The organism is Streptomyces sp. NPDC055025 (assembly GCF_053608565.1).
Genome location: NZ_JBSGVS010000002.1, coordinates 134,924 through 157,411, shown reverse-complemented (window position 1 = coordinate 157,411; position 22,488 = coordinate 134,924). Strand labels below are relative to the sequence as shown.

Annotated in this window: 17 protein-coding genes and 1 pseudogene; 1 reads left to right on the top strand and 17 read right to left on the bottom strand. The window is 70.9% G+C overall.

Annotated elements, in window-relative coordinates; genetic code table 11:
• Nucleotides 1–66: 66 nt before the first annotated feature.
• From ACWGDX_RS01815 to ACWGDX_RS01805, 3 genes are all read right to left on the bottom strand, one after another.
• Complete coding sequence (locus tag ACWGDX_RS01815; protein ID WP_453621201.1) at nt 67–2,337, bottom strand: ATP-binding protein; 2,271 nt, start codon at nt 2,335–2,337, stop codon at nt 67–69.
• Between the two features lie 153 nt (nt 2,338–2,490).
• The gene (locus ACWGDX_RS01810; protein WP_453621199.1) at nt 2,491–3,120 is read right to left on the bottom strand and encodes a DUF6879 family protein; all 630 of its coding nucleotides are present in this window, start codon (nt 3,118–3,120) and stop codon (nt 2,491–2,493) included.
• The gene (locus tag ACWGDX_RS01805) at nt 3,113–3,382 is read right to left on the bottom strand and encodes a hypothetical protein (protein ID WP_453621197.1); all 270 of its coding nucleotides are present in this window, start codon (nt 3,380–3,382) and stop codon (nt 3,113–3,115) included. Before ACWGDX_RS01805 ends, ACWGDX_RS01810 begins: the two co-directional genes overlap by 8 nt.
• A gap of 193 nt (nt 3,383–3,575) precedes the next feature.
• On the opposite strand from ACWGDX_RS01805, the pseudogene ACWGDX_RS01800 reads away from it, so the two are divergent.
• A pseudogene (locus tag ACWGDX_RS01800) lies at nt 3,576–3,909 on the top strand (helix-turn-helix domain-containing protein); the annotation flags it as partial.
• A gap of 151 nt (nt 3,910–4,060) precedes the next feature.
• On the opposite strand, the gene ACWGDX_RS01795 reads toward ACWGDX_RS01800, so the two are convergent.
• The 14 genes from ACWGDX_RS01795 to ACWGDX_RS01730 form a co-directional block, all read right to left on the bottom strand.
• Nucleotides 4,061–4,864, bottom strand: a complete 804-nt coding sequence (locus tag ACWGDX_RS01795; RefSeq protein WP_453621196.1) for an alpha/beta fold hydrolase — start codon at nt 4,862–4,864, stop codon at nt 4,061–4,063.
• A 127-nt stretch (nt 4,865–4,991) separates the two neighbouring features.
• On the bottom strand, nt 4,992–5,813 hold the full coding sequence (gene dpgD / locus ACWGDX_RS01790) for an enoyl-CoA-hydratase DpgD (protein WP_453621194.1): 822 nt from the start codon (nt 5,811–5,813) through the stop codon (nt 4,992–4,994).
• Nucleotides 5,810–7,120, bottom strand: a complete 1,311-nt coding sequence (dpgC, locus tag ACWGDX_RS01785; protein WP_453621192.1) for a (3,5-dihydroxyphenyl)acetyl-CoA 1,2-dioxygenase DpgC — start codon at nt 7,118–7,120, stop codon at nt 5,810–5,812. Before dpgC ends, dpgD begins: the two co-directional genes overlap by 4 nt.
• A 79-nt stretch (nt 7,121–7,199) precedes the next feature.
• On the bottom strand, nt 7,200–7,862 hold the full coding sequence (dpgB, locus tag ACWGDX_RS01780) for an enoyl-CoA-hydratase DpgB (protein WP_453621190.1): 663 nt from the start codon (nt 7,860–7,862) through the stop codon (nt 7,200–7,202).
• A 17-nt stretch (nt 7,863–7,879) separates the two neighbouring features.
• Complete coding sequence (dpgA, locus tag ACWGDX_RS01775; protein ID WP_453621188.1) at nt 7,880–9,043, bottom strand: 3,5-dihydroxyphenylacetyl-CoA synthase DpgA; 1,164 nt, start codon at nt 9,041–9,043, stop codon at nt 7,880–7,882.
• Between the two features lie 88 nt (nt 9,044–9,131).
• The gene (locus ACWGDX_RS01770; protein WP_453621186.1) at nt 9,132–11,402 is read right to left on the bottom strand and encodes an aminotransferase class I/II-fold pyridoxal phosphate-dependent enzyme; all 2,271 of its coding nucleotides are present in this window, start codon (nt 11,400–11,402) and stop codon (nt 9,132–9,134) included.
• Nucleotides 11,403–11,565: 163 nt separating this feature from the next.
• Entirely contained in the window at nt 11,566–14,301 is a 2,736-nt protein-coding gene (locus ACWGDX_RS01765; protein ID WP_453621184.1) for an AAA family ATPase, read from the bottom strand.
• Between the two features lie 274 nt (nt 14,302–14,575).
• A complete protein-coding gene (locus ACWGDX_RS01760; protein ID WP_453621182.1) occupies nt 14,576–15,535 on the bottom strand; it encodes a streptomycin biosynthesis protein in 960 nt (319 codons plus the stop codon).
• Between the two features lie 355 nt (nt 15,536–15,890).
• Nucleotides 15,891–18,008: an ABC transporter ATP-binding protein gene (locus tag ACWGDX_RS01755; protein ID WP_453621180.1), complete on the bottom strand. Its 2,118-nt coding sequence runs from the start codon at nt 18,006–18,008 to the stop codon at nt 15,891–15,893.
• A gap of 70 nt (nt 18,009–18,078) precedes the next feature.
• The gene (locus ACWGDX_RS01750; protein WP_033280615.1) at nt 18,079–18,303 is read right to left on the bottom strand and encodes an MbtH family protein; all 225 of its coding nucleotides are present in this window, start codon (nt 18,301–18,303) and stop codon (nt 18,079–18,081) included.
• A 310-nt stretch (nt 18,304–18,613) separates the two neighbouring features.
• Nucleotides 18,614–19,870, bottom strand: a complete 1,257-nt coding sequence (locus ACWGDX_RS01745) for an ABC transporter permease (protein ID WP_453621178.1) — start codon at nt 19,868–19,870, stop codon at nt 18,614–18,616.
• The gene (locus tag ACWGDX_RS01740; RefSeq protein ID WP_453621176.1) at nt 19,867–20,589 is read right to left on the bottom strand and encodes an ABC transporter ATP-binding protein; all 723 of its coding nucleotides are present in this window, start codon (nt 20,587–20,589) and stop codon (nt 19,867–19,869) included. The genes ACWGDX_RS01745 and ACWGDX_RS01740 overlap by 4 nt, the downstream gene beginning before the upstream one ends.
• Nucleotides 20,586–21,899 (bottom strand): peptidoglycan-binding protein, encoded by a 1,314-nt coding sequence (locus ACWGDX_RS01735; RefSeq protein WP_453621174.1) that lies wholly within the window; start codon nt 21,897–21,899, stop codon nt 20,586–20,588. The genes ACWGDX_RS01740 and ACWGDX_RS01735 overlap by 4 nt, the downstream gene beginning before the upstream one ends.
• The gene (locus ACWGDX_RS01730; protein ID WP_453621172.1) at nt 21,896–22,474 is read right to left on the bottom strand and encodes a hypothetical protein; all 579 of its coding nucleotides are present in this window, start codon (nt 22,472–22,474) and stop codon (nt 21,896–21,898) included. The genes ACWGDX_RS01735 and ACWGDX_RS01730 overlap by 4 nt, the downstream gene beginning before the upstream one ends.
• Nucleotides 22,475–22,488: the final 14 nt, after the last annotated feature.

The window sequence follows — 22,488 nt, the reverse complement described above, 5'->3', positions numbered from 1 at the left end:
GGCGCGACCACGGGGCGCGGACACCGCTCAGTCTTTGCCGGTGGCGTCCCGGTCCGTACTCCCTACTCATCCGATCCCGGCGCGACGGCCCTCGGCCCGCTCGCGCGCCGCGACCGCGCGGGGGTCGTCATAGCCGGCGAGGAGCCGCAGCGCGTCCGTCCAGTGCGTACGGGCGGCTTCCGGGTCGTCGACGACCACGGCCTCGGCCAGTCCGTCCAGGGCCATGGCCTCGTCCCAGGTGTCACCGAGCTCATGGTGGACGGCGGCGGCCCGGCGGTGGAACTGGGCCGCCTCCTTGTGCCGGTCGAGCCGGCGGTACGTCTGGGCCGCGCCGTGCCAGGCCATGGCCTCACGGCTCCGGTTCCCGAGGCGACGGTGCAGGGTCGCGGACCGCTGGTAGGAGACGAGCGCCTCCGCCGGCTGATCGTTCGCCTGCTGGGCGTCGCCCAGGGTGAGAAGCCAGTAGCCCTCCAGCCGGTGATCGCGCAGTGCGAGCGCGATGTCCACGGCGTCGCGGGCCGAGCCGAGTCCGTTCTCCTCCTGCCCCTGCTCCAGCTCCAGATGGCTCAGGAGCCGCAGGATGTTGCCCTCGCCCCGCGGATTGTCCAGGGCGCGGTGCGCGGCCAGCGCCTGACGGGCGACGGCGGCGGCCTCCGGGAGACGGCCGGCGCGGTAGTGGGTACTGGCGAGGTTCGAGAGAGTCGTGGCCTCCCAGTGGGCCGAGTCCAGCTGCTGGAAGATGGCCGCGGCTTGCTCGAAGTGCTCCGCGGCGTCGCCGAGTCGCCTTGCGTGGAGATGGACCAGCCCCACCAGGTTGAGCGAATCGGCCTCTCCTGTACGGTCACCCAGCTCGCGCCGGATCCGAAGTGCCTCGCTGTGGTTCTCGTAGCTCTCGGCCAGGCGATTGTTCCGGGTGTGGCTCATGCCCAGTTCGGTGAGGAGCTGAGCCTCTCCGCGACGGTCGCCCAGCCGGCGTGCCGACAGCAGGCCGATACGGCCGGCAGCCGTCCAGTCCGCGACGGGAGCGGAGGGGGAGTAGGCGTTCGCCAGAACGGCGGCCAGTTGCCAGGCGAGCCGGTCGTCTCCCGCGGCCGCGGCGTCCCGCACGGACTGGAGCAGATTGGTGTGCTCACGCTCCGACCAGTCGACGGCGGTGTCGTAGTCGGCGAAGGACAACGGCTCCACGCCCTCCGCGGACAGCGCCAGCTCCAGATGGAGTTCGGCGGGGTTGATCCAGCTCTGCGCCGCGTCCGCCGTATGCAGATACCAGTCCAGTACGCGACGCAGCGCGGCTTCCCGCCGGCCGGGCGGCTCCTCGTGCTGAGCCTGGTCGGTGGCATAGGCACGCAGCAGATCGTGGAACTGGTAGCGGTCCGGTGCGGTCTGCTCCAGCAGATGGGCGCCGACCAGCGAGTCCAGCAGTTGCCGGGTACGGGCCGCGGTCAGTCCGGCGAGGGCCGCGGCCGCGTGGAGGCCGAACTCGGGGCCGGGATGCAGACCGAGCAGCCGGAACAGCCGGGCCGCTCGGTCGGGAAGGGCGCGGTAGGACCAGGCGAAGACGGTACGGACCGCTTCCGCCTCCTCGTCGTCCCCGGTACTGAGCGCGTCCCACAGCGCGCTCTCGTCCCTCAGATCGGCGATCAGGTCGTCGAGCCGTAGATGCGGCTGGCTCGCGGCGCGTTCGGCCGCGATCCGCAGGGCCAGCGGCAGCCGGGCGCAGAGCCCCGCCAGTTCGGTGAGCTTTTCGAGATCGTCCTCCGGCCGGTATCCGGCGGTGACGGCCCGCAGCAGGGCGACCGCTTCGGGCTGCGGCAGCGTCCCGAGCGTCAGCCGACGCGCCCCGTCCCGGACGGCGAGCCCGGAGAGCCGGCTCCGGCTGGTGACGACCACCAGACACCCCGCGCTGCCCGGCAGCAACGGGCGGACCTGGCCGACCGTGGCGGCGTTGTCGAGGACGATCAGCATCCGACGGCCGGCCAGCAGGGAGCGGTACAGCGCGGCGGCGCTGTCGGGGTCCTGCGGGACCGACGACGGTCGTACGCCGAGTGCGCCGAGGAAACGGTGCAGAGCCTCCTGGGCCGTGACCGGCTCCCCCGGGTCGTAGCCCCGCAGATTGACGTAGAGCTGGCCATCGGGAAAGCGGTCCTGGACCTGGTGGGCCCAGCGCAGCGCGAGCGAGGTCTTACCCGCGCCGGCCGTACCGGCGATCACATAGACCGAGATGACAAGCGGTTGGCCCTCGTCGTCGGCCAGCACGGCGTTCAGCTCGTCGAGTTCATGCGTACGGTTGACGAATCCGCGTATGTCGGCGGGGAGCTGGCGGGGTGTGGTGTTCAAGGAACTGTCCTCGTCCTCTGTGCCGCGTCCGAGTCCGTGGAAGTGGATCCCTCCGCTCACGCTTCCGGCCTGTACGACATCGCGCGACGTTCCCGACAGGTCATTGTTCGACCTGCCGAGACGCTTCTCGTCTCCGCTGTGCTCGTTGATCGTCTACTCCGCGTCCATCGTCGGCGGGGGAAGGTGCGCCACCTCGCGGTCGAAGTAGCTCTCCACGTCCTCACCTGCCGCGTAGAGTCCCCTGATGTAGCTCTCCCAGCGCTCGATGAGCTCCGAGTCGGTGTAGCGGAGGGCCCCCTGCGGGACGCCGGACTCGGTATAGAGCACGTGGTAGAGCGTATGTCCGCCGAGGATCACCACTTCGGGCAGGAGGGATTCCCGCTCCGAGGCGGCCGCCAGCTCGGCATTGACCGTACGGACTTTTTCTCCGCATTGCGCACGCTGCCGCAGCGAATGCAGCTCCCATTGCAGATAGGGCGTCAGCGGTTTCTCGACAACCCTCAGTCGGTGAAAGACCGAGCCGCGGCGGCGGTCGTCACCGGCGGCTTCGAGCAGATTGCCGCGCTGTTCCCGCATGAGGCGCAGTGCCTCGTCCCAGTCGCCCCGCGCAAGCGCGTCCCGGCTGGCGTTTCCCTGCTCCTGGAAGTGCTGGCGTCGCTCCAGCTTCCAGGAGTGCCGGTTGCGGAGCGCCGCGTCCCGTTGCCGGAAGTCCCTTTTATAGACGTCACGTACGAGCCTCTCGCCCTGCTCGGGCGGCAGCTTCGGAGCCAGTAGATCAAGCATCGGCGATATCCGCCTTCGCGGCGCTGAGCATGTTCCCGGGGATGATCACCAGCCGTTCATCCGCGGCAAGCGCGACACCTTCCGGCAACCGCGCGACATAATGCGAGGTGAGATCCCGGCCGATCACCGCGATATCGCCGTTGTCGAGCTGCCAGATGTCCGGGCATTCATCCTTACCGTTGGAATTTCCCAATTCCTTCAGCGACTTTCCCAGCCGCCGCTCGAATAACGCGGACGGATCGGGCTCCCAGGCACGTGCCATGCCTTGCCTCCACTCCGGGATGATTGAGCGCGCAACTGAACCACATTGTATATGCATCCGATTACTCAGAGCAATGTTCCGTGAGGGCGGGTTCGCGCCATCGGGACGCGGTGAGGGCCGTGTTCCGTACAGGTACGGACGGAACACGGCCCTCAGTTCACTGCCACCGGTGCCAACCGTTTGCGCTCCGGACATGGTTGACCGCTGCCGGGCTGTCCGCGAAGTGCTCGGCGGGTCTCCGATCGGTGAGGTCGCGGCCCGGTACGGCACCTCGCGCCAGACCCCGCACAGGCTGGCGGCGGCGGTTCGAGCAGGAGGGCATGGCCGGTCTGCTGGATCGCTCCCGCCGGCCGCGGAACAGTCCCACGCGCCTGTCCGCCGAGGTTGAGGCCGAGATCTGCGAGTCGCGCCGCCGGCATCCCCGGTGGGGTGCCCGCCGGAGCTCCCGCGAGCTGTCCGGCCGCGGGCTGGAGTCGGCGCCGTCGCGGGCCACGGTCCACCAGGTGCTGTCCCGCGATGGCCTGGTGACGCGAAGACGTGGGCGAAGGGCGTCACCCGGCGCAGCGGGGCCCGAGCCTCCACCGGAGCGCCGACCGGTTCGTCTGTCCGGCAAGCTCGGCCAGGACAGCGGCTCCCGACTGCCCGCTCATCAGGGCCAGGGACATCCCCTCAACCGCTTCAACCGCTGAGAAACCCGATGACCGCCTCGTTCACGGCGTCGGGCCGCTCCAGGTAGCCGTAGTGACCGCAGCCGGGTATCTCGGTGTACGCGGCTGCCGGGATGGCCGCGGCGAGTTCGCGTGACAGGTGTGGGCGGACGACCAGGTCGTCCTGGAAGGCGAGGACGAGGCAGGGGCGGGTGATCCGTCGGTAGCGCGGAAGGCGGTTCGGGATGACTTCGAGGCCGAGTTGTGCGCGGACCGTCGACGGGTCGGGGCCGGCGAGTTCGAGGATGCCGAGCCAGTCCCGCAGTCTGTCCTCGTCGTTGAGTGTCCGTGGTGAGAGGTTCTGCAGGGCTTGCCGGTACGCGGACACGGCGGGAGGGATCTTGACGCCGCTGTCGGCCAGTTCGATGTCGGCGGCCGACATGGCGGTGATCAGCGCGTCCGCTCGTCCGCAGCTGGCCATCAGGACGGCCCGCGTGACGAGTTCGGGCCGGGCGAGGAGGAGTTCCTGCGCGATGAGACCGCCCAGCGAGTGGCCCACGACCCGGCACGGTCCCGCGCCCAGGTGCTCGATCAGACCGGCGACGTCCGCGGCCATGTCGTCGAGAGTGAATCCGGCGGGGGACGGACCGGTCGGCGGGATGCCGCGGTTGTCGAGCGTGATCACCCGGTGGCCGGCCGCCCTGAGGGCGGGCACCTGGTGGGTCCGCCAGATCCGTCCCGGGGCGCCGGTGCCGGCGACCAGCACGACGGGCTCCCCCGGGCCGCCGTAGTCGTCGTAGCCGAGGTCTGTTCTGTTGACACGCGCGATCGGCATCGTCCTGTCCTTCCACCGCCTCCTGTGAGGCGGCCCCTGGCGGACGGAGCGAACCGCCACGCTGTTCGGAAACCGAAACGCCCTGGCCCGCCGACAGGTTCACCCCCACCGGCGGACCCGGATCACCTCACCGGCCGGACCACACGGGATCCCGCTTCTCCGCGAAGGCCCGTGGGCCTTCCACGGCGTCCCGGCTGTGCATACGCCGTTCCTCCCACGCGTACCTCGTGGCGAACGCCTCCTCCAGCGGCTGGTCGAGCGAGCGCATCACCGCTTCCTTGATGGCCCGTACCGACAGGGGCGCGCTGCGGATCAGGTCGTCCGTCCAGGCGTCGACCCGTCGGTCCAGGTCTCCTTCCTCGGCGACCTCGTTGACCAGTCCGAAGTGCAGCGCTGTCGCCGCGTCGATCGGCCGCCCGGTGAGCAGATGTCCTATGGCCGTCTTCAGGGGCAACTGGCGGGCGAGCCTGAAGGCGCCGCCCGCCCCCGGGACCAGCCCGAGCCGCGCCTCCGGCAGGGCGAACCGCGCGTCGTGCGAGGCGATGACGAGGTCGCAGGCGAGCGCCAGCTCGAAGCCGCCGCCGAGGGCGTAGCCGTTGACCCGTGCCACGACCGGTTTGGAAAGGGTGAACCGCTCGGTGAGCCGGGGCCAGCCTGGCAGGCCCCGGCTTCCGAACGTCGTCCGAGGGGTCCCTTCCGCGTCGAGGCGGCTGCGTTCCTTCAGGTCCTGTCCGACGGAGAAGGCCCGGTCGCCCGCGCCCGTGAGGACCACGACGCGGATGTCGTCGTCGGCCTCCACGTCGTCCCAGACACCGGCGAGTTCCTCGTGCATGCGCAGGTCCATCGCGTTCAGCACCTCGGGACGGTCGAGGGTGACGCGGGCGACGTGGTCCTTCTTCTCGTACCGCACCCGGTCACGGTCGTCGGGGCTCACCCGGTCCCCGGTCACGACGACGACCTCGCCGCGAACCTGCCCACCTTGTGGATCACGTCCTCCCCGTACAACCGCAGTGCCTGCTGGAAGGCGAACTCCGCCATGTACGCGCGAAACGCCTCGACGGGCTCCTCGGCGAGGTTGAGCATGCGCCGGTTGGCGAGCACCGCCTCGCCGTCGAGGCGCTCCAGGCTCCGCTCGACGGCGGCGTCCAGCTCGCGCGGGTCCACGACCTCGTCCACCAGCAGCCGCGCCTGCGGCTCCGTGGCCCAGATCCTGCGCCCCTCCAGGATCACCTGACGGGACAGCCGGGGTCCGGCGTATCTGCTGAAGCGGAAGTTGGCCACGCCGGGGATGATCCCTTCCTTGGCGGCGGGGAGGCTGAGGTAGGCGTCGGACGCGGCGAGGACATGGTCGAACACCAGCAGTAGCTGGGCGCCCCCGCCGATCGCGAAGCCGTCGACAGCGGCGACCCACGGCTTCTCGACGTACGGCGAGTGCCACCGGTCCGGGTCCTCGACGAGCAGGCCCCGGACGAGTTTGTGGATGTAGCCGAGTTCACGGCGCAGCAGGAAGTCGACCAGGGAGATGTCACCGGAGCTCAGGTTCTTGAGGTTGATGCCCGCGCTGAACACCCGCTTGCCGCGGTGGCGGGGATGGCTCATCTCCCCTCCGCGCAGCAGGCCGACCCGGACGGCCGGATCGAGGAGAGCAAGGTCTACGGCCGTCTCCATGTCGTCGACCTGCTGGTTGTCCTCGGCGTTGAGCCGGTCGTGCCGGCACATCGTCAACCGTGCGACGCCGTCGCGGCGTTCGAGCCGTACGGCCTCCATCTCCACGACACCGCTCCGCAGGAACTCCGGCAGCAGCCCCCGCGCTCTGGCCGTCGGCCGGAGCATGGCGTCGAGGAGGTGCGGACCGGCCGAGGCCGACCGCAGAACGGCCCTCAGGAAGATGCCCTGGTCGATCTCGTGGCCTTCCTTGTCGGCCTGCGGCCGGCTCCGCTCCTGCGCGAGCCGACCGGCGTCCGGCACCAGGCCGGGGAAGGCGGTCGCCACGGCCGCGACCAGTTCGTCGATCCGCAGGCCGCGGGTGCGCCCTTCGGTGAGCCGGTCGTACACGGCGTCGCCGTACCCGTCCAGGAACCGGGCGCGCAGGGCGCGGGCCCGGTTCTTCACCGCCTCGGCCAGGTCCCGCTGTTCGGGTGTGCGGCGCGTCGGGTACGGCAGTGACGCCAGCGTCTTGTCCACGCGCTCGGCGGCCTCCGTCAGCGCCGACCACTCCGCACGCGCGGTCTCCTGCTCCAGCGGGGCGGTCGTCATACGGCCGCCCCGCCTTCCGCCCTCACCCGGTGCGGTCGGGGGGTGTCCGCACCGGGGAGTCCGCGGCTGGGCCGCGTCATCACGCGGCCTCCTCGACGGTGCGCCGCAGAGCGCGGTCGCAGGCCGCCAGGTGCGGGCCGAGGGCGTCCTCGAAGCTGACCGTCATCGCGTCGAGGAGCAGCTGACGCCGTAGGGCGAGCTCCTTGCCGGACAGTCCCTCGCAGCGCTGGACGGCTGCGGCCACCGCGGTGTCCGGCGCCTCGGTCACCTCGTCGGCTATTCCCAGCGTCAGCGCCTCGGGCGCCGGGATCGGGTCCCCGAACAGGACGGCACGGCGGGCGCGCGCGGCGCCGGCCAGACGGGCGAGCCGGAACGCGGCCATGCCGGGCCAGGTGGCCTCCCCGTCGAACGGCAGGAGAAGACGACTGCCGCGCGTCGCGATCCGGATGTCGGCGGTGAGGAAGGCGTCGAGGGCCGCTCCGCCGCAGTCGCCGGCCGCGACCGCGACAGTGACCCCGGGCAGCCGTTCGAGCCGCCGCAGCACCCGTTCCCACTTGGTGACAAGGGAGACGTCGAGCCCGTCGGCCCAGCCCGGTGCGGGTGCACCGGTGACCCGCAGGATCGCGGCCCCGCCCCGGTCCTCCACCTCGTCGCACAGGACGGTGAGGTCCTTGACGGTCCTGATCGACAGCGGCCGGGATCCGTCAACGGCCAGTGACCGCACGGTACTTACGTCACTCACTGCGCTCTCTCCTGTCTTCACCACTGGACCAGCGCCGTTTCGAGCGTGGATCCCGGGCCCATGGTCATGAGCACTCCGTAGTCGCCGGGCCGGGTCACCCGCTCGTCGAGGAGCCGTTCGTACGAGAAAAGGAACGACCCGCTCGACACGTTGCCGTAGTCCCGCAGGACGCCGACGGTGTGGCGCAGGTCGTGGCGGGTCAGGCCGAGGTTGACGACCACCGCGTCGATCACCTTCTTGCCGCCGGAGTGCACGAGCCAGTGGCGGATGTCGCTCCTGCGCAGGCCCGTGTCCTGGAGCAGGCGGTCGACCACGATCTCGGCATGGGCACCGACGACGTAGGGGATCTGGGGGTCGAGGTAGAAGCTGAACCGGTCCAGGTCGCGGTCCCAGTCGTAGCGCATCGCGCCGATCGCGTCGGGGATGATGCAGCTGGCGAACTTCAGGAGGGTCGGGCCCTCGGCCGCGCCGGACGCCTCGTCACCGGGTCCTGACCTCAGGGCGATCGCTCCGGCGCCGTCGCCGAAGAGGCTGTTGACGACTGCGGTCCGCATCGAGGAGTCCATCGCGTACGCCGCGGAGCAGGCCTCCGCGCAGAGGACGACGGCGAGTTCGCCCGGGTGGGCCGCGGACCAGCCGGCCACGACGTTCAGCGCGTTGAGCCCCGCGTTGCAGCCCATGCCGACGATGTCGCTGCGGCCGCAGTGCCGGTCGATGCCCAGCTCACGGATCATCAGGGCGCTCAGGCCGGGGGTGAGGAAGCCGGTGGACGACACGCAGCACAGGTGCCGCAGATCGGAGAGTTCGGCGCCGGCCCGCTTCAGACAGGCGCGCAGTGCCTCGGCGCCCATCTCCGTAGCCATGGCCTTGTGCTTGTCGAGCAGGTCGCCCTGCGGCTCGGGGGCGCGGACACCGTCGGAGTCCGGTTCCGGCAGGGTCAGGTGGCGCCGGTCGATGGCGCTGTTGGCGAACACGGACCGGATCTTCGGGTCGGTGATGCGGAAGGCGTCGAGCACCTCCTGCTGGGAGTAGGCGGTGGCCGACGTGGCGGTCCCCACCCCGACGATCCGCGGTCGGTACGGCGTCTTCAGAGCGCCGTCGCCGGTCAGGACGACGGGCGCCGGAATGTCGTCCGCCAAGGCGGTCTCCAGTCCTTCCGGCCGGTCCAGATTGATGGTCATCGGAAAGTCCACCCCCACATACGCGGCTTGGTCCGCGGTCGCTGTGCATTGCTGTTCCCGATCACTTGCTTCGCCTTTCCCGGAGAATTCACGACACCGCGGCCTGCGCCTCGATGAACCGCGCGAGACGCGCGGTGCCCTCTTCGATATCGGCCGTCGTCAGATAGCTGGTGGAGAGACGGAGGGCCTGATGGCCGCCGCCCTGCGGATAGAAGTAGTTCATCGGCGTCCAGATGACGCCGAATTCCTGTGCCGACCGGGTCAGCGCCACATTGTCCGTCCGGAAGGGGACGTGGACCGTGAGGAAGAAACCACCGGTCGGTTCGTTCCATCGCACGCCCAGAGCGGCTCGCCGGGCCGCCGGCAGACGGGCGTCCAGATTGCGCAGCGTGGTCCGCATGGCATTGCCGTAATAGGCCGCCGGTTCGACGTTGATCTCGGAGATCCGGCCTTCGCCTGCCAGCAGGGCGCCCGCCACCGCGGCCTGGCTCAGCGACGAGGTGTTGACCGTCACCATGCTCTTGATCTTGGCGAGCTCGTCGGCCAGGAGACCGGTCCGGCCGAAGGCGTCGACCACCCGCTGGTCGGCGACGGCGAAGCCGACCCGGGCGCCGGGGAAGACCGTCTTGGCGAACGAGCCCAGGTGGACGACGCTTCGTGAACGGTCCATGGACTTGAGCGTCGGCAGCGGCGTACCGGGGCTCACCCTGCGGTAGGGGCTGTCCTCGATGAGGAGGATGCCGTGGCGCTCCGCCGTCTCCAGCAGCGCGGCGCGCGTCGGCGCGTCCATCGTGGTTCCCGACGGGTTGGAGTGATCGGGAATCACGTAGAGGGCCCGGGGGCGCCGTCCCCGGGCGCGCTCCCGCGCGATCGCGCTCTCCAGGTCGACGCAGGAGAACCCGTCCTCCCGCTCCTCCACGGCCGTCACCGGCACGCCCAGCAGCCGTGCCACGCCCGTGATGCCGACATAGCAGGGGCTCGCCACGAGCAGCACGTCGTCGGGGCCGGCGGTGAGGGCCCGCACCGCCAGCAGCATGGCTTCCTGCGCGCCGACCGTGATCACGATCGACTCCGCCGGGACGTCGACGCCCTCGTCCTCGCGCAGGGAGTCGGCGACGATCCCACGGATCTGGCCGGCGGTGGGACCGTACTGGTACATGGCGGTGCGGATGTCCTGCTCCGTGCGTCCTTGCGCGGCCAGATGGTCCAGGTAGCGGCGGAGGTACGTGAAGATCTGCTCGGTGTCGAAGAACCCGTCGTAGGGCCGCCCCGGCGCGAAGGAGACGGCGTCCGGGTAGCGGTGGGTGACCTCGTTGAGGAAGTTCATCGTGTCCAGGACGGGATCGGAGAGGCTGGGGTGGAGGTCCTCCTTGCGCAGGGCACCCACGGCATTTCCCTGGGCGCTCACGGCACCGCCCCGGGTGCCCGTCGGGCGTGCGGGGAGCGGCGGACGGTGTCCGGTACGGAGGCTGTCGGGGCGGCTCTCGGCGATCAAGGCGGTTCCGGTGAACGTCATCGCCTCCTCCAGTTCGCGCACGAGAGCGCCCAGCACGTCGGTGACGCCCGGCTCCCCGTCGACGATCAGCCCGTCCAGCACCAGCCGTCCCACGAGGACCGCGTCGGCCCCCAAGGCCAGGGAGACCAGGATGTCGGCGCCCCGGCGGATGCCGCCGCCGAGCAGGACAGGGCGGTGCGTGCCCGCGACCGCGGCCAGGTCGGGCAGCGCGTCCAGCGAGTCGGTGACGATGCCGTCGGCCCCGGTGTCGAACACGCGGGCGGCGTCGGCGGCAGTGCGTACGCCCGCGACGAGCAGGGGCAGCGCGGACGTGGCGCGCAGCCGCTCCAGGTCGGCCCAGTCCGCGTGGGGAGCATCGGGGCGCGCGAGTCGGCCGCCGCCCTGGGACCTCGAAGAGAGAAGGAGTGCGGCGAACCCGGCACGCTCCGCGTCGGCCACCGACCGCTCGACGTCACCGTGCTCCCGGTGGCCGTACGTGCGGAGCCACCGCGGCCCGTCGGCGGCCGGCACCGGGTTCGCGAGGTCGTTCGGGGTGACCATGTCGACCACGACGGGGAGTCCCGCCGCGTCGGCCGCCCGCAGCACGGCGGGCTCGTCCGCGGGCCGGGCGAGTCCGGTGAGCGGGCCGACGGCGATCGGCGCGGCCCAGGGACGGTCCAGGATCTTCGTGGTGGTGTCGGGCGGCCCGGACCGGGTGGACCGGCCCGGCCTCAGACCGGTTCGGTCGAAGGCCGCCCTGTTCTCCGCGGATGCCCGTTCAACGGCTTCCAGGGATTCCGCCAGAACGTGATCGAATCCTTTCCGGGCCAGTCGCGCATAGTCGTCGAGGCTCCGTCCGGCCATGGAATTCCTCCCGGCGGAATCGGGTATTGGAAGGCTGATTCGGCGTTCAGGATCACACGATCGCAATCCTCACCACAACACTGTCCAACGGTCCGAAACCGCCACTTGGACGGGTGGTTGACTTGGACGGGGAACTGTCCAACGGATGCGAAGGCTTTTCTTTTCACCGTCCATACGGAGGGCAAGCGACCTCCGAAAAAAGCACGAGTGTCGTCGGAAGATCCGCCCTGCCGCGCACCTTCAATTTCCGATATATTTTGGTGAGATGCTGTTCCACCGTACTGACCGTTATGGAGAGCCTGTCGGCGATCTCGCGGTTGGTGCGGCCGGACGCGGCGAGGGCTCCGACCCGGCGTTCCGCCTCGGTGAGTTCGGCGAGCGCCGCGGGCACCGCGTCCGTATGGGCGGCGCCCGTCGGGACCACGCCCTGGGCCGGCGGGGACGGAGCGCCCCACAGTGCTCCCAGCGGGTGCTCGCGCCCGAGCGCGATGGCCTCCCCCTCCGCACGGCGCGCGGCTTCCTCGTCGGCCCGAGCGCGCCTCAGCTCCAGCCCGTCGCCGCAGGTTTCGAGGATCTGTACCGCCTCCTGGAGCAGCCGCGGCCGGTTCCGGGACGGGCCCACCGCCGCGAGATGGCGCAGCGCGATGCCACGGGCGCGGGTGGGCCGCTCGCCGAGCCGGGCGAGGTGTTCCTCGGCCCGCTCCCGGGCCCGCCGGTGATCGCCCATGGCGATGAGGGCGGCGACCGCGTCATTGCGCCAGTCCACGAGTTCCGGTGCGTCGAGCCGCCACTTCGTCATCAGCTCGCCGCACGACTCGAAGTCCCGCAGGGCGGCGCGCGGCCGGCCCAGGGCGAGGTGGAAGCGGCCCAGGGCCTGGAGGTAGGGCAGCGCGAAGGGGGTACCGAACATGACCATGGGAACGGGCAGGTCGAGATAGGTCCGCGCCGTGTCGACATCGCCGCTGTCGGTCGCCGCGCGGATCGCCAGGGCCAGCGGCAGACCGACCGCGATGCCCCATGCCTCCGGACCGACCAGGCTCAGCGCGGTCCCGGCGGCCTCGCCCGCGTCGGCGGCGTCACCCCGGCTCAGCGCCACGGCCGCTCGGATCGTCTCCAGGAGCGCCCGCCGCATGGGGACACGCCGGTTGCGGGGCTCGTCCAACAGCCGCTCCGACCAGAGCAGCGCCTCGTCCAGCCGCTGGGCCCCGATCAGGAAGACCAGCGCCACCAGCGTGTCCGCGAACGGGCTGGCCCTGCCGGTGCCGCGCAGCAGTTCGTCGGGGTCCGGATCCTTCCCGAGCTCGACGAGGTCGGCCGAGAGCCTGAGTAAGGTGCGGGGCGACATCGGGGCGCCGCGCCGCAGACCGCGGCAGCAGAAGGACAGCCACACCCGGACCAGGGTGTGGTCCGAGCGGATGACGGCCCGGGAGTAGCCCGCGCCGTCCCAGGCGTTCTCCGCGCCGGCGCCCTCCCGTGCCTCGATGATCCGCAACAGGTCGTCGGCCTGTGCGAACTCGCCGCGCCACACCTTCTGTTTCACCACGATCAGGGCGTCGGACCCGGTGAGCAGACCGGCGCGCACCATACGGCTGAGCTGCGGGAGGTACCGGGATGCCTTCGCGGGGTCGATGAGCCACTGCGCCTCCGCGAGGGCGGCGATCACCTCCGCTTCCTGGTTGGCGTCCGTGCAGAGGCCGGAGGCGTGCCGCAGATAGTCGACGCCGGCACCGATGTCTCCCGCCGCCAGGGCCTCGCGCGCGGCCTCCCGGAGGATGTCGGGCTGCCAGGCGGCCGGGGCCGAGTCGTGGCCGGCCAGCAGTTGTTCGGCCACCACCGCGGCGGGCGCACCGCTCTCATGGAGCAGCTCGGCGGCTCGGGCCCGCAGGGCGGGGAGGTCCTTGCCGGGAATGTCCGCGAGCACGGTCAGCCGGGCGCACTCGTGGCCGAACCACGAGTCCGAGAGCAGCCCGGCCGCACGCAGGTCGGTGACGCCGCGGCGTACGGAGGTCGCGTCCTCCCCGAGGAGGTCGCCGATCAGGGCGGGTGTCACGGACTTGCCGAGGACGGCGGCGGCGCGCGCGACGGCGAGCAGGGTCGGCTCGCAGCGGTGCAGGCAGCGCAGAAAGGCGTTCCGGAACGACTCGCACGGCACCGGGGCACCCCGCCCCGCGGCCTTCGCCGTCCCCTGCCCGGCGAAGTCCTCGATCAGGGCGTCCAGCAGCAGAGGGTTCCCCCCGCTCGTCCGCGCCCACAGCTCGGCGGTCTCCGGCGCCACCGAACGTGTCGCCGGATGATCCGTCAGATATCCGGCGACCCCCTCGGCCGAGAGCGGACCGAGCCGGATCCGATGGCAGTAGGGCAGGTGGAGCGTCTCCGCGTGGAGCGTGGCGAGTGCCTGTTCGTGGCTGGAACTCTCGGTCAGGACGACCAGGACGGGCAGCGAGTCGATGCGCCGTACGAGATACCTCAGGCACTGGAGCGATGCCTCGTCGGCGAAGTGCACGTCGTCGACGTGGAGGACGAGCGGCTGTTTCTCGGCGAGTTCGGCGACGGCCCGGTAGACGTGCCGCATGAGCGCGCGTGGCACCCGTCCGCTCGCCTCCGCCGCCGTCGCGGCCTCCGCGACGTCCGGTGGCCCGTAGGCCGGGCCCGCCGCACCCATCGCGGTCACCAACTGGTCGATCAGCCCGAGCCTGTCGAGGATCTCGCTCGCGGAACCGGTCGCCGACAGGACGGCGCTCCCCTGCTCCGTCACCTGCTCGATGAATGTCTGGATCAAGGCGGTCTTGCCACACCCCACAGGACCGTTGGTAATGACCAGGGAACCCTTTCCGGCCACACACCCTCTGTAGAGACGACGCAGCAGACCGATTTCCCCGTCCCTTTCACTGAGCTTCACAGGCACCCCCGTACCTTCACCGATCAGTCAGCGCAACCCAGGTTAGCGTCTCATTCACAGCCGACACAGGCAGGGTTTCGGCCACCCAGCCAGGAAATTGGGGGTTATTTTGAGACATTGAACGGCCGAGAATTCATGGAAAATCAAAAAGGAAATGCACACCCCCTCCCGGCAGAGAGCGGAATGATTCACGCCACTTTCCTGACCCCGCACACGACTCGGGGCCGTCGCGAAAGCGCACCTTTCGCGACGGCCCCCTGCCCGAGGCGCGGGCTCAGCCGATCTGCGCGACGTCCTCCCCGACCCTCTCGGCGAACTCCGACCACAGGCCGGCGAACTGCCGGGCGAGGTCGGCCACGATGTCGCTGCAGTGCGGCGGGACGTTGCTGATGATCGCCTCCCACTCCTCCTTGCGCAGCGTGTGCGGAGCGAGCAGACGCAGCAGATTGCGGCCCGTCTCACTGAAGCGCAGTGCCGGGTCGGCCATGAGCCGCTTGACCAGCACGGCGTGGTCCGAAGCCGGCACGACGTCCGGACGGGTCCGCTGTCCCGGCCGGGCGAGCCTCAATGCCCCGAACTCCCCTCCTACGGTCCGTTCCTCGTCCGGTGCGGCCTCCCGCCGGCGCCGCCGGGGCAGCGGGTCCTCGCCGTTGCCCAGCCGGTTGCGCACGTCCCGGGCGGTCTCCGGGGAGATGCCCGCCGCTCGGGCGACCTGCCGCAGCGAGAGGTCCGGGTTCTCGGCGAGCAGCTCACCGGCGCGGATGCGGCCGGTACTGCCGTCGACCGGCCGCATCCTGCCGTCCCTGCCGAGCCGGCGCCCCTCCGGCCCCGGCCCCCGCACGACCCGCTTGCGGATGTCGCCGACGGTCCCGGGGGCGATCCCGGTGACCGAGGCCACTCTCCGGTCCGACCACTGGGGATGCGAGACGATGATGCGCTCGGCGGCGCGCTTGCGGTCTGCGAGCGCCAGCGGCAGGCCGTGAGTGACGTTGAGCCTCACCGACAGGACGAAGGCCGCCGTTTCGTCCCCGTCGAAGAAGCGGGCCGCGATCCTGCTCTCGCCGCGCAGCCGGGCGGCTTTCAACCGGTGGTGGCCGTCGATGACCCGCATCGTGGGACGGTGGACGATGATCGGCGGCAGCGGAGTCGCCACCGCCGCCAGCAGTTCGATGTGTTCTTGTCTTTCGCCGGCCAGCCGGGGTGACCCGGTCGGCCGTAAAGCGTCGATTTCCACTTCCACTATGGATTGTTGATCGATGACTCCCCCGGTCTCCACCCCTGCTCCTCACCGGTCCTCGCCGCCACACGACGAGCGGCCGTTCTCGTTCTCGAAGAGGAATTCGCTTCCGTACCGTCCGCCGCGGGATCGCTGCCGTGCGGTGCGTGCCACACCGACATCTTCCTTACTTAGGCACCTAGCGCCATAAATACCGCCCGCATCGGACAAGGCCGAACGTAACAGTCCCTCAATGCCTTCGAAACCCCTGCCGCCGGGCGAACGGCCGCTCGGCGTAGGGGGGTTGACGGGGTGACGAAAGCGGTGCCCACGACCGCCATGGAGGCGTCGCGGGCACCGCTCGGAGAGGGGATCAGCGGGTTCGGGGACCTCCCCGACCTCCCGGGCCCTCGGGGCCACCGGGACCGAAGACGACCGGCCCGCCGCCGGGCCCGCCCATCCCCGGACCACCGACCATCCCGGGACCGCCAACCACCCGCGGACCGCCGGGACCGCCGGGACCCCCAGGACCGCCGGGGCCGAAGACGACCGGCCCGCCGCCGGGGCCCACTGGTTCCGGGACCCGCTGCTCCGGCAGTCCCTCGACCTCGCTCTCGTCCTCGCCGTCGAGGGCCGGCCGGGCGAACTGCGTGCGGTAGAGCTCGGCGTAGAGCCCGCCGAGCAGGAGCAGTTCGTCATGGGTGCCGCGCTCCACGATCCGCCCCTGGTCAAGGACGATGATCTGGTCGGCGTCCCGGACGGTGGACAGGCGGTGCGCGATGACCAGCGAGGTCCGGCCGGCGAGCGCGGTCTTGAGGGCCCGTTGCAGGGCGGCCTCGGACTCGGAGTCGAGATGCGCGGTCGCCTCGTCGAGCACGACCACCGGCGGGGCCTTGAGCAGCAGCCGGGCCATGGCGACGCGCTGCTTCTCGCCCCCGGAGAGCCGGTAGCCGCGGTCGCCGACCATGGTGTCCAGGCCGTCGGGCAGCGAGGCGACGAGCCGCCAGATCTGTGCGGCCCGGCAGGCCGCGACCAGTTCCTCCTCGGTGGCGTCCGGGCGGGCGTAGAGCAGGTTCTCCCGGATGGTGGTGTGCAGGAGGTGCCCGTCCTGGGTGACCATCCCGACCGTGTCGCCCAGCGACTCCAGCGTCAGGTCGCGCACGTCGCGGCCGTCAATGAGGACGGTCCCCTCCTGCGGGTCGTACAGCCGCGGCACCAGGTGGGTGATGGTGGTCTTGCCGGCCCCGGACGGGCCGACCAGCGCGGTGAGCTTGCCGGCCGGGACGGTGAAGCTGAGGTCGCGCAGCGCCCAGTTGTCGCCGTCGCGCTCGGCCGCCGGCGTGGCGAAGTCCTCCAGAGAGGCCAACGAGACATCGGCGGGCCTCGGGTGGCGGAACGACACCCCGCGGAACTCGACGCCGGGGGCCGTGTCGCGGGTCGCGGCGGGCGGCAGCGCCACCGCGTCGGGCTTCTCGGTGACCATCGGCTTGAGATCGAGGATCTCGAAGAGCCGGTCGAAGCTGACGAGCGCCGTCATCGCGTCGGCCTGGGCGTTCGACAGCTGGCCCACCGGGGCCATCAGCCGGGTGAGCAGCGTGGTGAGGGCCACCAGGGTGCCGATCCGGAAGGCGCCGTGCACGGAGAGCACTCCGCCGACGCCGTAGACCACGGCGGTGGCGACCGAGCCGATGAACATGGTCGACAGGAAGAGCATCTTCATGGAGACCGAGTTGCGGACGCCGATGTCACGGCCGCGGGCGGCGAGCCGCGCGTAGCGGGCGGTCTCCCGGTCCGGGCGGCTGTAGAGCTTGGCGAGGAGCGCGCCGGCGACGTTGAACCGCTCGTGCATGAGCGAGCCCATCTCGGCGTTGACCTGCATGTGCCTGCGGGCCAGGCCCTGAAGGCGGCGGCCGATGAGGCGGCCGGGAAGGATGAAGAACGGGACCAGCACCAGGGAGATCAGGGTGATCGTCCAGGACAGGTAGAACATCGTGGCCAGGACGAAGACGACGGTCAGTCCGGAGGACACCACGGTGGAGAGCATCTGGGTGACCGCCTGCTGGGCGCCGATCACGTCGGTGTTCAGCCGGCTCACCAGGGCACCGGTCTGCGCCCGGGTGAAGAAGGCGAGCGACTGCCGCTGCACATGGTCGAAGACCTTCACGCGCAGGTCGTAGACCAGACCCTCGCTGACCTGGGCGGAGAACCAGGTCTCCCCGAACCCCACCAGCGCGGCCAGGACGGAGACCGCGGCGACCGCGACCGCGAGCCAGACCACGGTCCCGGTGTCCCCGGCCATGATGCCGTCGTCGATCAGGTACTTGAGCAGCAGGGGCGGGGCCACCGCGCAGAGGGCGTTCAGCGTGGTGCAGACCACGAGAAAGCCGATGGAGCGGCGGTGCCCGCGGGTGTACGGGATGATCCTTTTCGTCGTTCCGGGCTTCGCCCGCTGTCTGTCGTTCGAGGAATCCGGCCCGTCGGATCGGACCATGACCGGTCCGGGCCCGCCCATCATGGCCACAGGTACTCCCTGGGTCGCGTCGCCGCGGTCTGGCCTGCCATCAGTGGGCCGCCTCGGTCTTCCTCATCGCGTCGATGAGGCTCTGCGGACGGAGATCCGTCCAGTTCTCCTCCACATAGGCGAGGCATTCCTTGCGCGTGGCCTCCCCGAAAGCGAGCCGCCAGCCATTCGGAATCTCTGCGAATGCAGGCCACAACGAGTGTTGATTCTCCCTGTTCACGAGCACCAGAAAGGTCCCGTTTTCGTCGTCGAACGGGTTCGCCATAATCGCTCCCACGGATCGTATTCCTCGGTGGATGAGAAAACCTTAGCCGCCGCTTATGGGACGAACAAGGCTCACCAATTCGAGGAACAATCCGAGGAGCAATCCGCAGATATAGGTATTGTTTATTCGGGGACGAGTGCAGTCGGGTCACCAGTGTCACGCGCCGGACGCCGACGCGACAGGGGCGTCCAACCGACCGACCCGCGCACTTGGACACCGGACCGGGGTGCGGTGCCCCCTCCGCACGGGGGTGGACGGCGAGGGCACCGCGGTCTGGATATGTCAACTGTCAAGGCATGGCCGCCGCCGGCTAGTTGGTCGCCAGGGCCTCCGTCGGGGGCAGCCGGGCCGCACGGACCGCGGGGTAGAAGCCGGCCAGTCCGCCGATGGCAAGGGTGGCGGCCAGACCGCCGGCCATCGCCCACAGCGGCACCAGGGCGGCCCACCCCTGATAGGCGGCATAGCCGTCGGTCACGCCGATGCCCAGCAGCACGCCGCCCAGGCCACCGAGCCCGGACAGCAGCAGCGCCTCGGCGAGGAACTGGATCCTGATCTGGCCCCGGGTGGCGCCCAGCGAGCGGCGCAGCCCGATCTCCGAGCGCCGCTCCAGCACCGAGATGACCATGGTGTTGGCCACCCCGACGCCACCGACCAGCAGCGCGACCCCGCCCAGGCCCAGCAGCAGCCCGCTCAGCGTCTTGTCCGTGGCGTTCTTGGCGGCCAGCGCGTCGGAGGGACGGGAGACATTGACCTCGTTGGGGTCCTCCGGGGACACCGTGGCACCCAGGACGCCGTGCACCTTCTCGACGTCCGCGTCCTTCGCCCGGGTGTAGATCGTCGTCGGATAGCCGTCGAAGGACAGCTCCTTCTCCGCCACCGGCCAGCCCACGAAGGCCTGTGTGTCAAGGACCGGCAGCAGCTCGTTGTGCGCCAGCAGACCCACCACGGTGAACCAGTGGTTGCCGAGCCATACCTGCACGTCGGGGCCGGCCCGGTGGATCCCGAGACTGCGCGCCGTCTCCGAGCCCAGCACCACGGCCGGATAGCGGCTGTTGGCGCCGTTGAGCCAGCGGCCGTCCACGATCTGCCCGCCGATGGACCGGAGCAGGTCGGTCCGCGCCGCGCTGACCGAGAGGCCGCCGGACTCCACCGACGGAATGCGGTCGTTGCGGTAGAGCTTGGCGTCCGTGGTCCCCGTGGCGGAGGCCGAGATCACCTCGGGACGGCTCCCGACCATCGCGACGGCGTCCTCGGACAGATGGGCGTTCGCGCCGGTCATGGTGGTGCCCGGGGAGACCGTGAGCAGATTGGTGCCGAGCGCGGCCAGCTGCTTGTTCAGGTCGTTCGTCGACGAGGTGGAGATGCCCACCACGCCGATCATCGCGGCGATGCCGATCGCGATGCCCAGGGCGGAGAGGAAGACCCGCATGGGCCGTGAGCGCAGGCCCCAGCCGCCCACCCGGGCCACGTCGGACAGGCTCAGCCGGGCCGCCCGGGGCCGCGGCGGCGGGGGCAGCTCGGCCCAGGGCCGCTCCCGGCCGGCCGACGGCGACCGCGTCGTACTCATCGCTCCACCCCCGTGTACGCCAGGGCCCGGGGCCCAGGCGCCCCCGAATCGTGCTCGATACGGCCGTCCCGGACCCTGACCTCGCGCGGCAGGGACGCCGAGATGTCCCGGTCGTGAGTGATGACGACCACCGTCGTCCCGGCCTCGTGCAGTTCGTGGAGCAGCTCCATCACCACCGTCCCCGAGCGGGAGTCCAGTGCGCCGGTCGGCTCGTCGGCCAGCAGCAGCGGCGGATCGCCGACCGCCGCGCGGGCGATCGCCACCCGCTGCTTCTCGCCGCCGGACAGCTGCTGCGGCTCGTGCAGGAGCCGGTGCCCCAGGCCCACCCTGCGCAGCGCCGCCTCGGCGAGCCGACGCCGCTCACGGCGCGGCCGTCCGCCGTACAGCAGGCCATCCGCGACGCTGTCGAGGGCGGGGACTCCGGCGGCGAGGTGAAACTGCTGGAAGACGAAGCCGATGGTGCCGGCCCGCAGCGCCGACAGCTCGCGGTCGTTGAGGGAGTCCACGGCGTGGCCGGCGATCGCCACCGTCCCCGACGAGGGGCGGTCCAGCGTGCCCATGATGTTGAGCATGGTGGACTTGCCCGAGCCCGACGGGCCGACGACCGCGAGCATCTCGCCGCGGTGGACCACCAGGTCCGTCTCGACCAGGGCGGCCACGTCGCCGTACAACTTGCTGACCCCGGCCAGCTCGATCACCGGGTGGGCTGCGACGGTCACTTCGGGACCCCCACGACCGTGCCCGCGGTGATGCCGGCGCCGGAGATCTCCACCATGCCGTTGCCGAACGTCCCGAGCTTCACATCGCGGTACTCCGTCTTCGCCCCGGTCACCACCTCGACCGCGTAGCCGCCGCCGGGCAGTGCGAACAGGGCGCTGATCGGCACGGCCAGCACGTTCGCGCGTGTCTCGGACGCGAACTCGACGCTGACGGAGGCGGCCTGGTAGGCGCCGATCTTCGCGGCGTCCTTGACCTTCAGCTCCACCGGGACGGTGGCGTTCGAGGAGCCTGAGCCCGAGGAACCCCCCGAACCTCCGGCGGGTGAGGAGCCCGCGGAGTCGTTCGACGACGTCGGTGTGCCGATGTCCGTCACCAGGGCGGTCACCGTGGTGTTGTCCGGGAGCGTGACCGTCGTGGCCCCGCCCTTCTTGGCCAGGTCCGCGTACTGCACGGGCAGGTCGACGGAGATCACCCGGTCGGTGCCTGTCCAAGTGAGCACGTCCCCGGCGAGGGTGTCGCCGACGGCGAGCTCCGCCTTGGCGACCCGTCGCGCGCCGGAGGCCACCAGCGCGTCGCCGACCCGCACCTCCCCGGTCTGCGAACGGCCGAGCTTGTCCTGCCACTTCTCCACGACGGCGGCCGTGGCGTAGTCGTAGGTGTCGTCCACCGTGAAGCCCCGGTAGCCGAGCGCCCGGAGGTTCTTCTCCAGCATCTCGACGTCGCTTCCGCTGTTGCCCGGCTTCAGTGTCCGGTACAGCGGCACCGAGCCGTACAGCAGCGGCACCGACCGCTGGTTGACCTTGTAGACCGGCTCTCCGCGGGTGATGGTGTCGCCGTCCGAGGGGATCCAGGTGACGATCCCGGAGCCGGCCCCGCCACCGCCCTGCGCCGACCCGCCGGACTGCGCCGAGCCGGACGACCCGGGGGCCTGGACCGCCGCGGTGTCGCCGTACCCGAGCTGCCCGTCCACGGTCTGGGAGCTGGTCAGCGTCGTCCGCTTCACCTGCTTCGTGGCGGGCGGTCCGGAGGGCGCCGTCGCCTCGGTCTTGTCGTCCCCGCCGCCGAACACGCCCGAGGCGGCGCCGGCCGCGACCACGGCGACCACCACGGCGCACGCGACGATCAGTGCGATGCGCATCCCGCGGCGCCGCGGGCGACCGCCCTCGGGCGGCGGCGGCGGCTCCACGGCACCGCCGTTCCCGTCGAAGGAGGCGAGGGCCGCGGCCCTCGGCTCCAGTTCCCCGCCCGGGACGTCCGCCGCACTCCCGGGGGCGGCCGTCTCCACGGTCCCCTCCTCGCGACCGGTCACTGCCCCCCTCCTGTGACCATCAGGCTGCCGCCGGGCCGGACGCTGTAGCAAGCGGCCGTGGCCTTGGCGAAGTTGGGGTCGTCCTGCCCGGAGATACCGGCCGCGTCGGCGTCGATGATGATCGTGCTGCCGTCGACCTTGGGGTCTTGGAAGTTGGGCATACCGTTCTCGCGGATGCACTTCGCCCACGCCGCGACCTTCGTCGCGTCGAAGGACCGGCTGTTGGCGGCGGCCCCGGTGTCGCCCTGCACCAGCTGGGACTGGCAGGCCGACTGGGCCGACTTGAAGGTCGGCGAGTTCTGGTCGATGTCCGCGGGGACCGTCAACTGCACCCGGCCCTCGCTGTCCTCCTTCGGGTCGGGGTAATTCGAGACGCCGTTGTCGCGCATGCACTGCGAATAGGCGACGGCCGAATTGGAGGAGTCGCTCGACGAATTCGACGAGCCCTGGCTGTCGTCGGACCCGTCAGTAGATTTCGAGTCCGACGAACAGCCGACGAGCATTGTTCCGGCCGTCAGCACGGAAAGGACCGCCAGGACCGGCCCGGCCATACGCTTCTGAAATGTGTTCGGCATAGCACCAGTTCTAC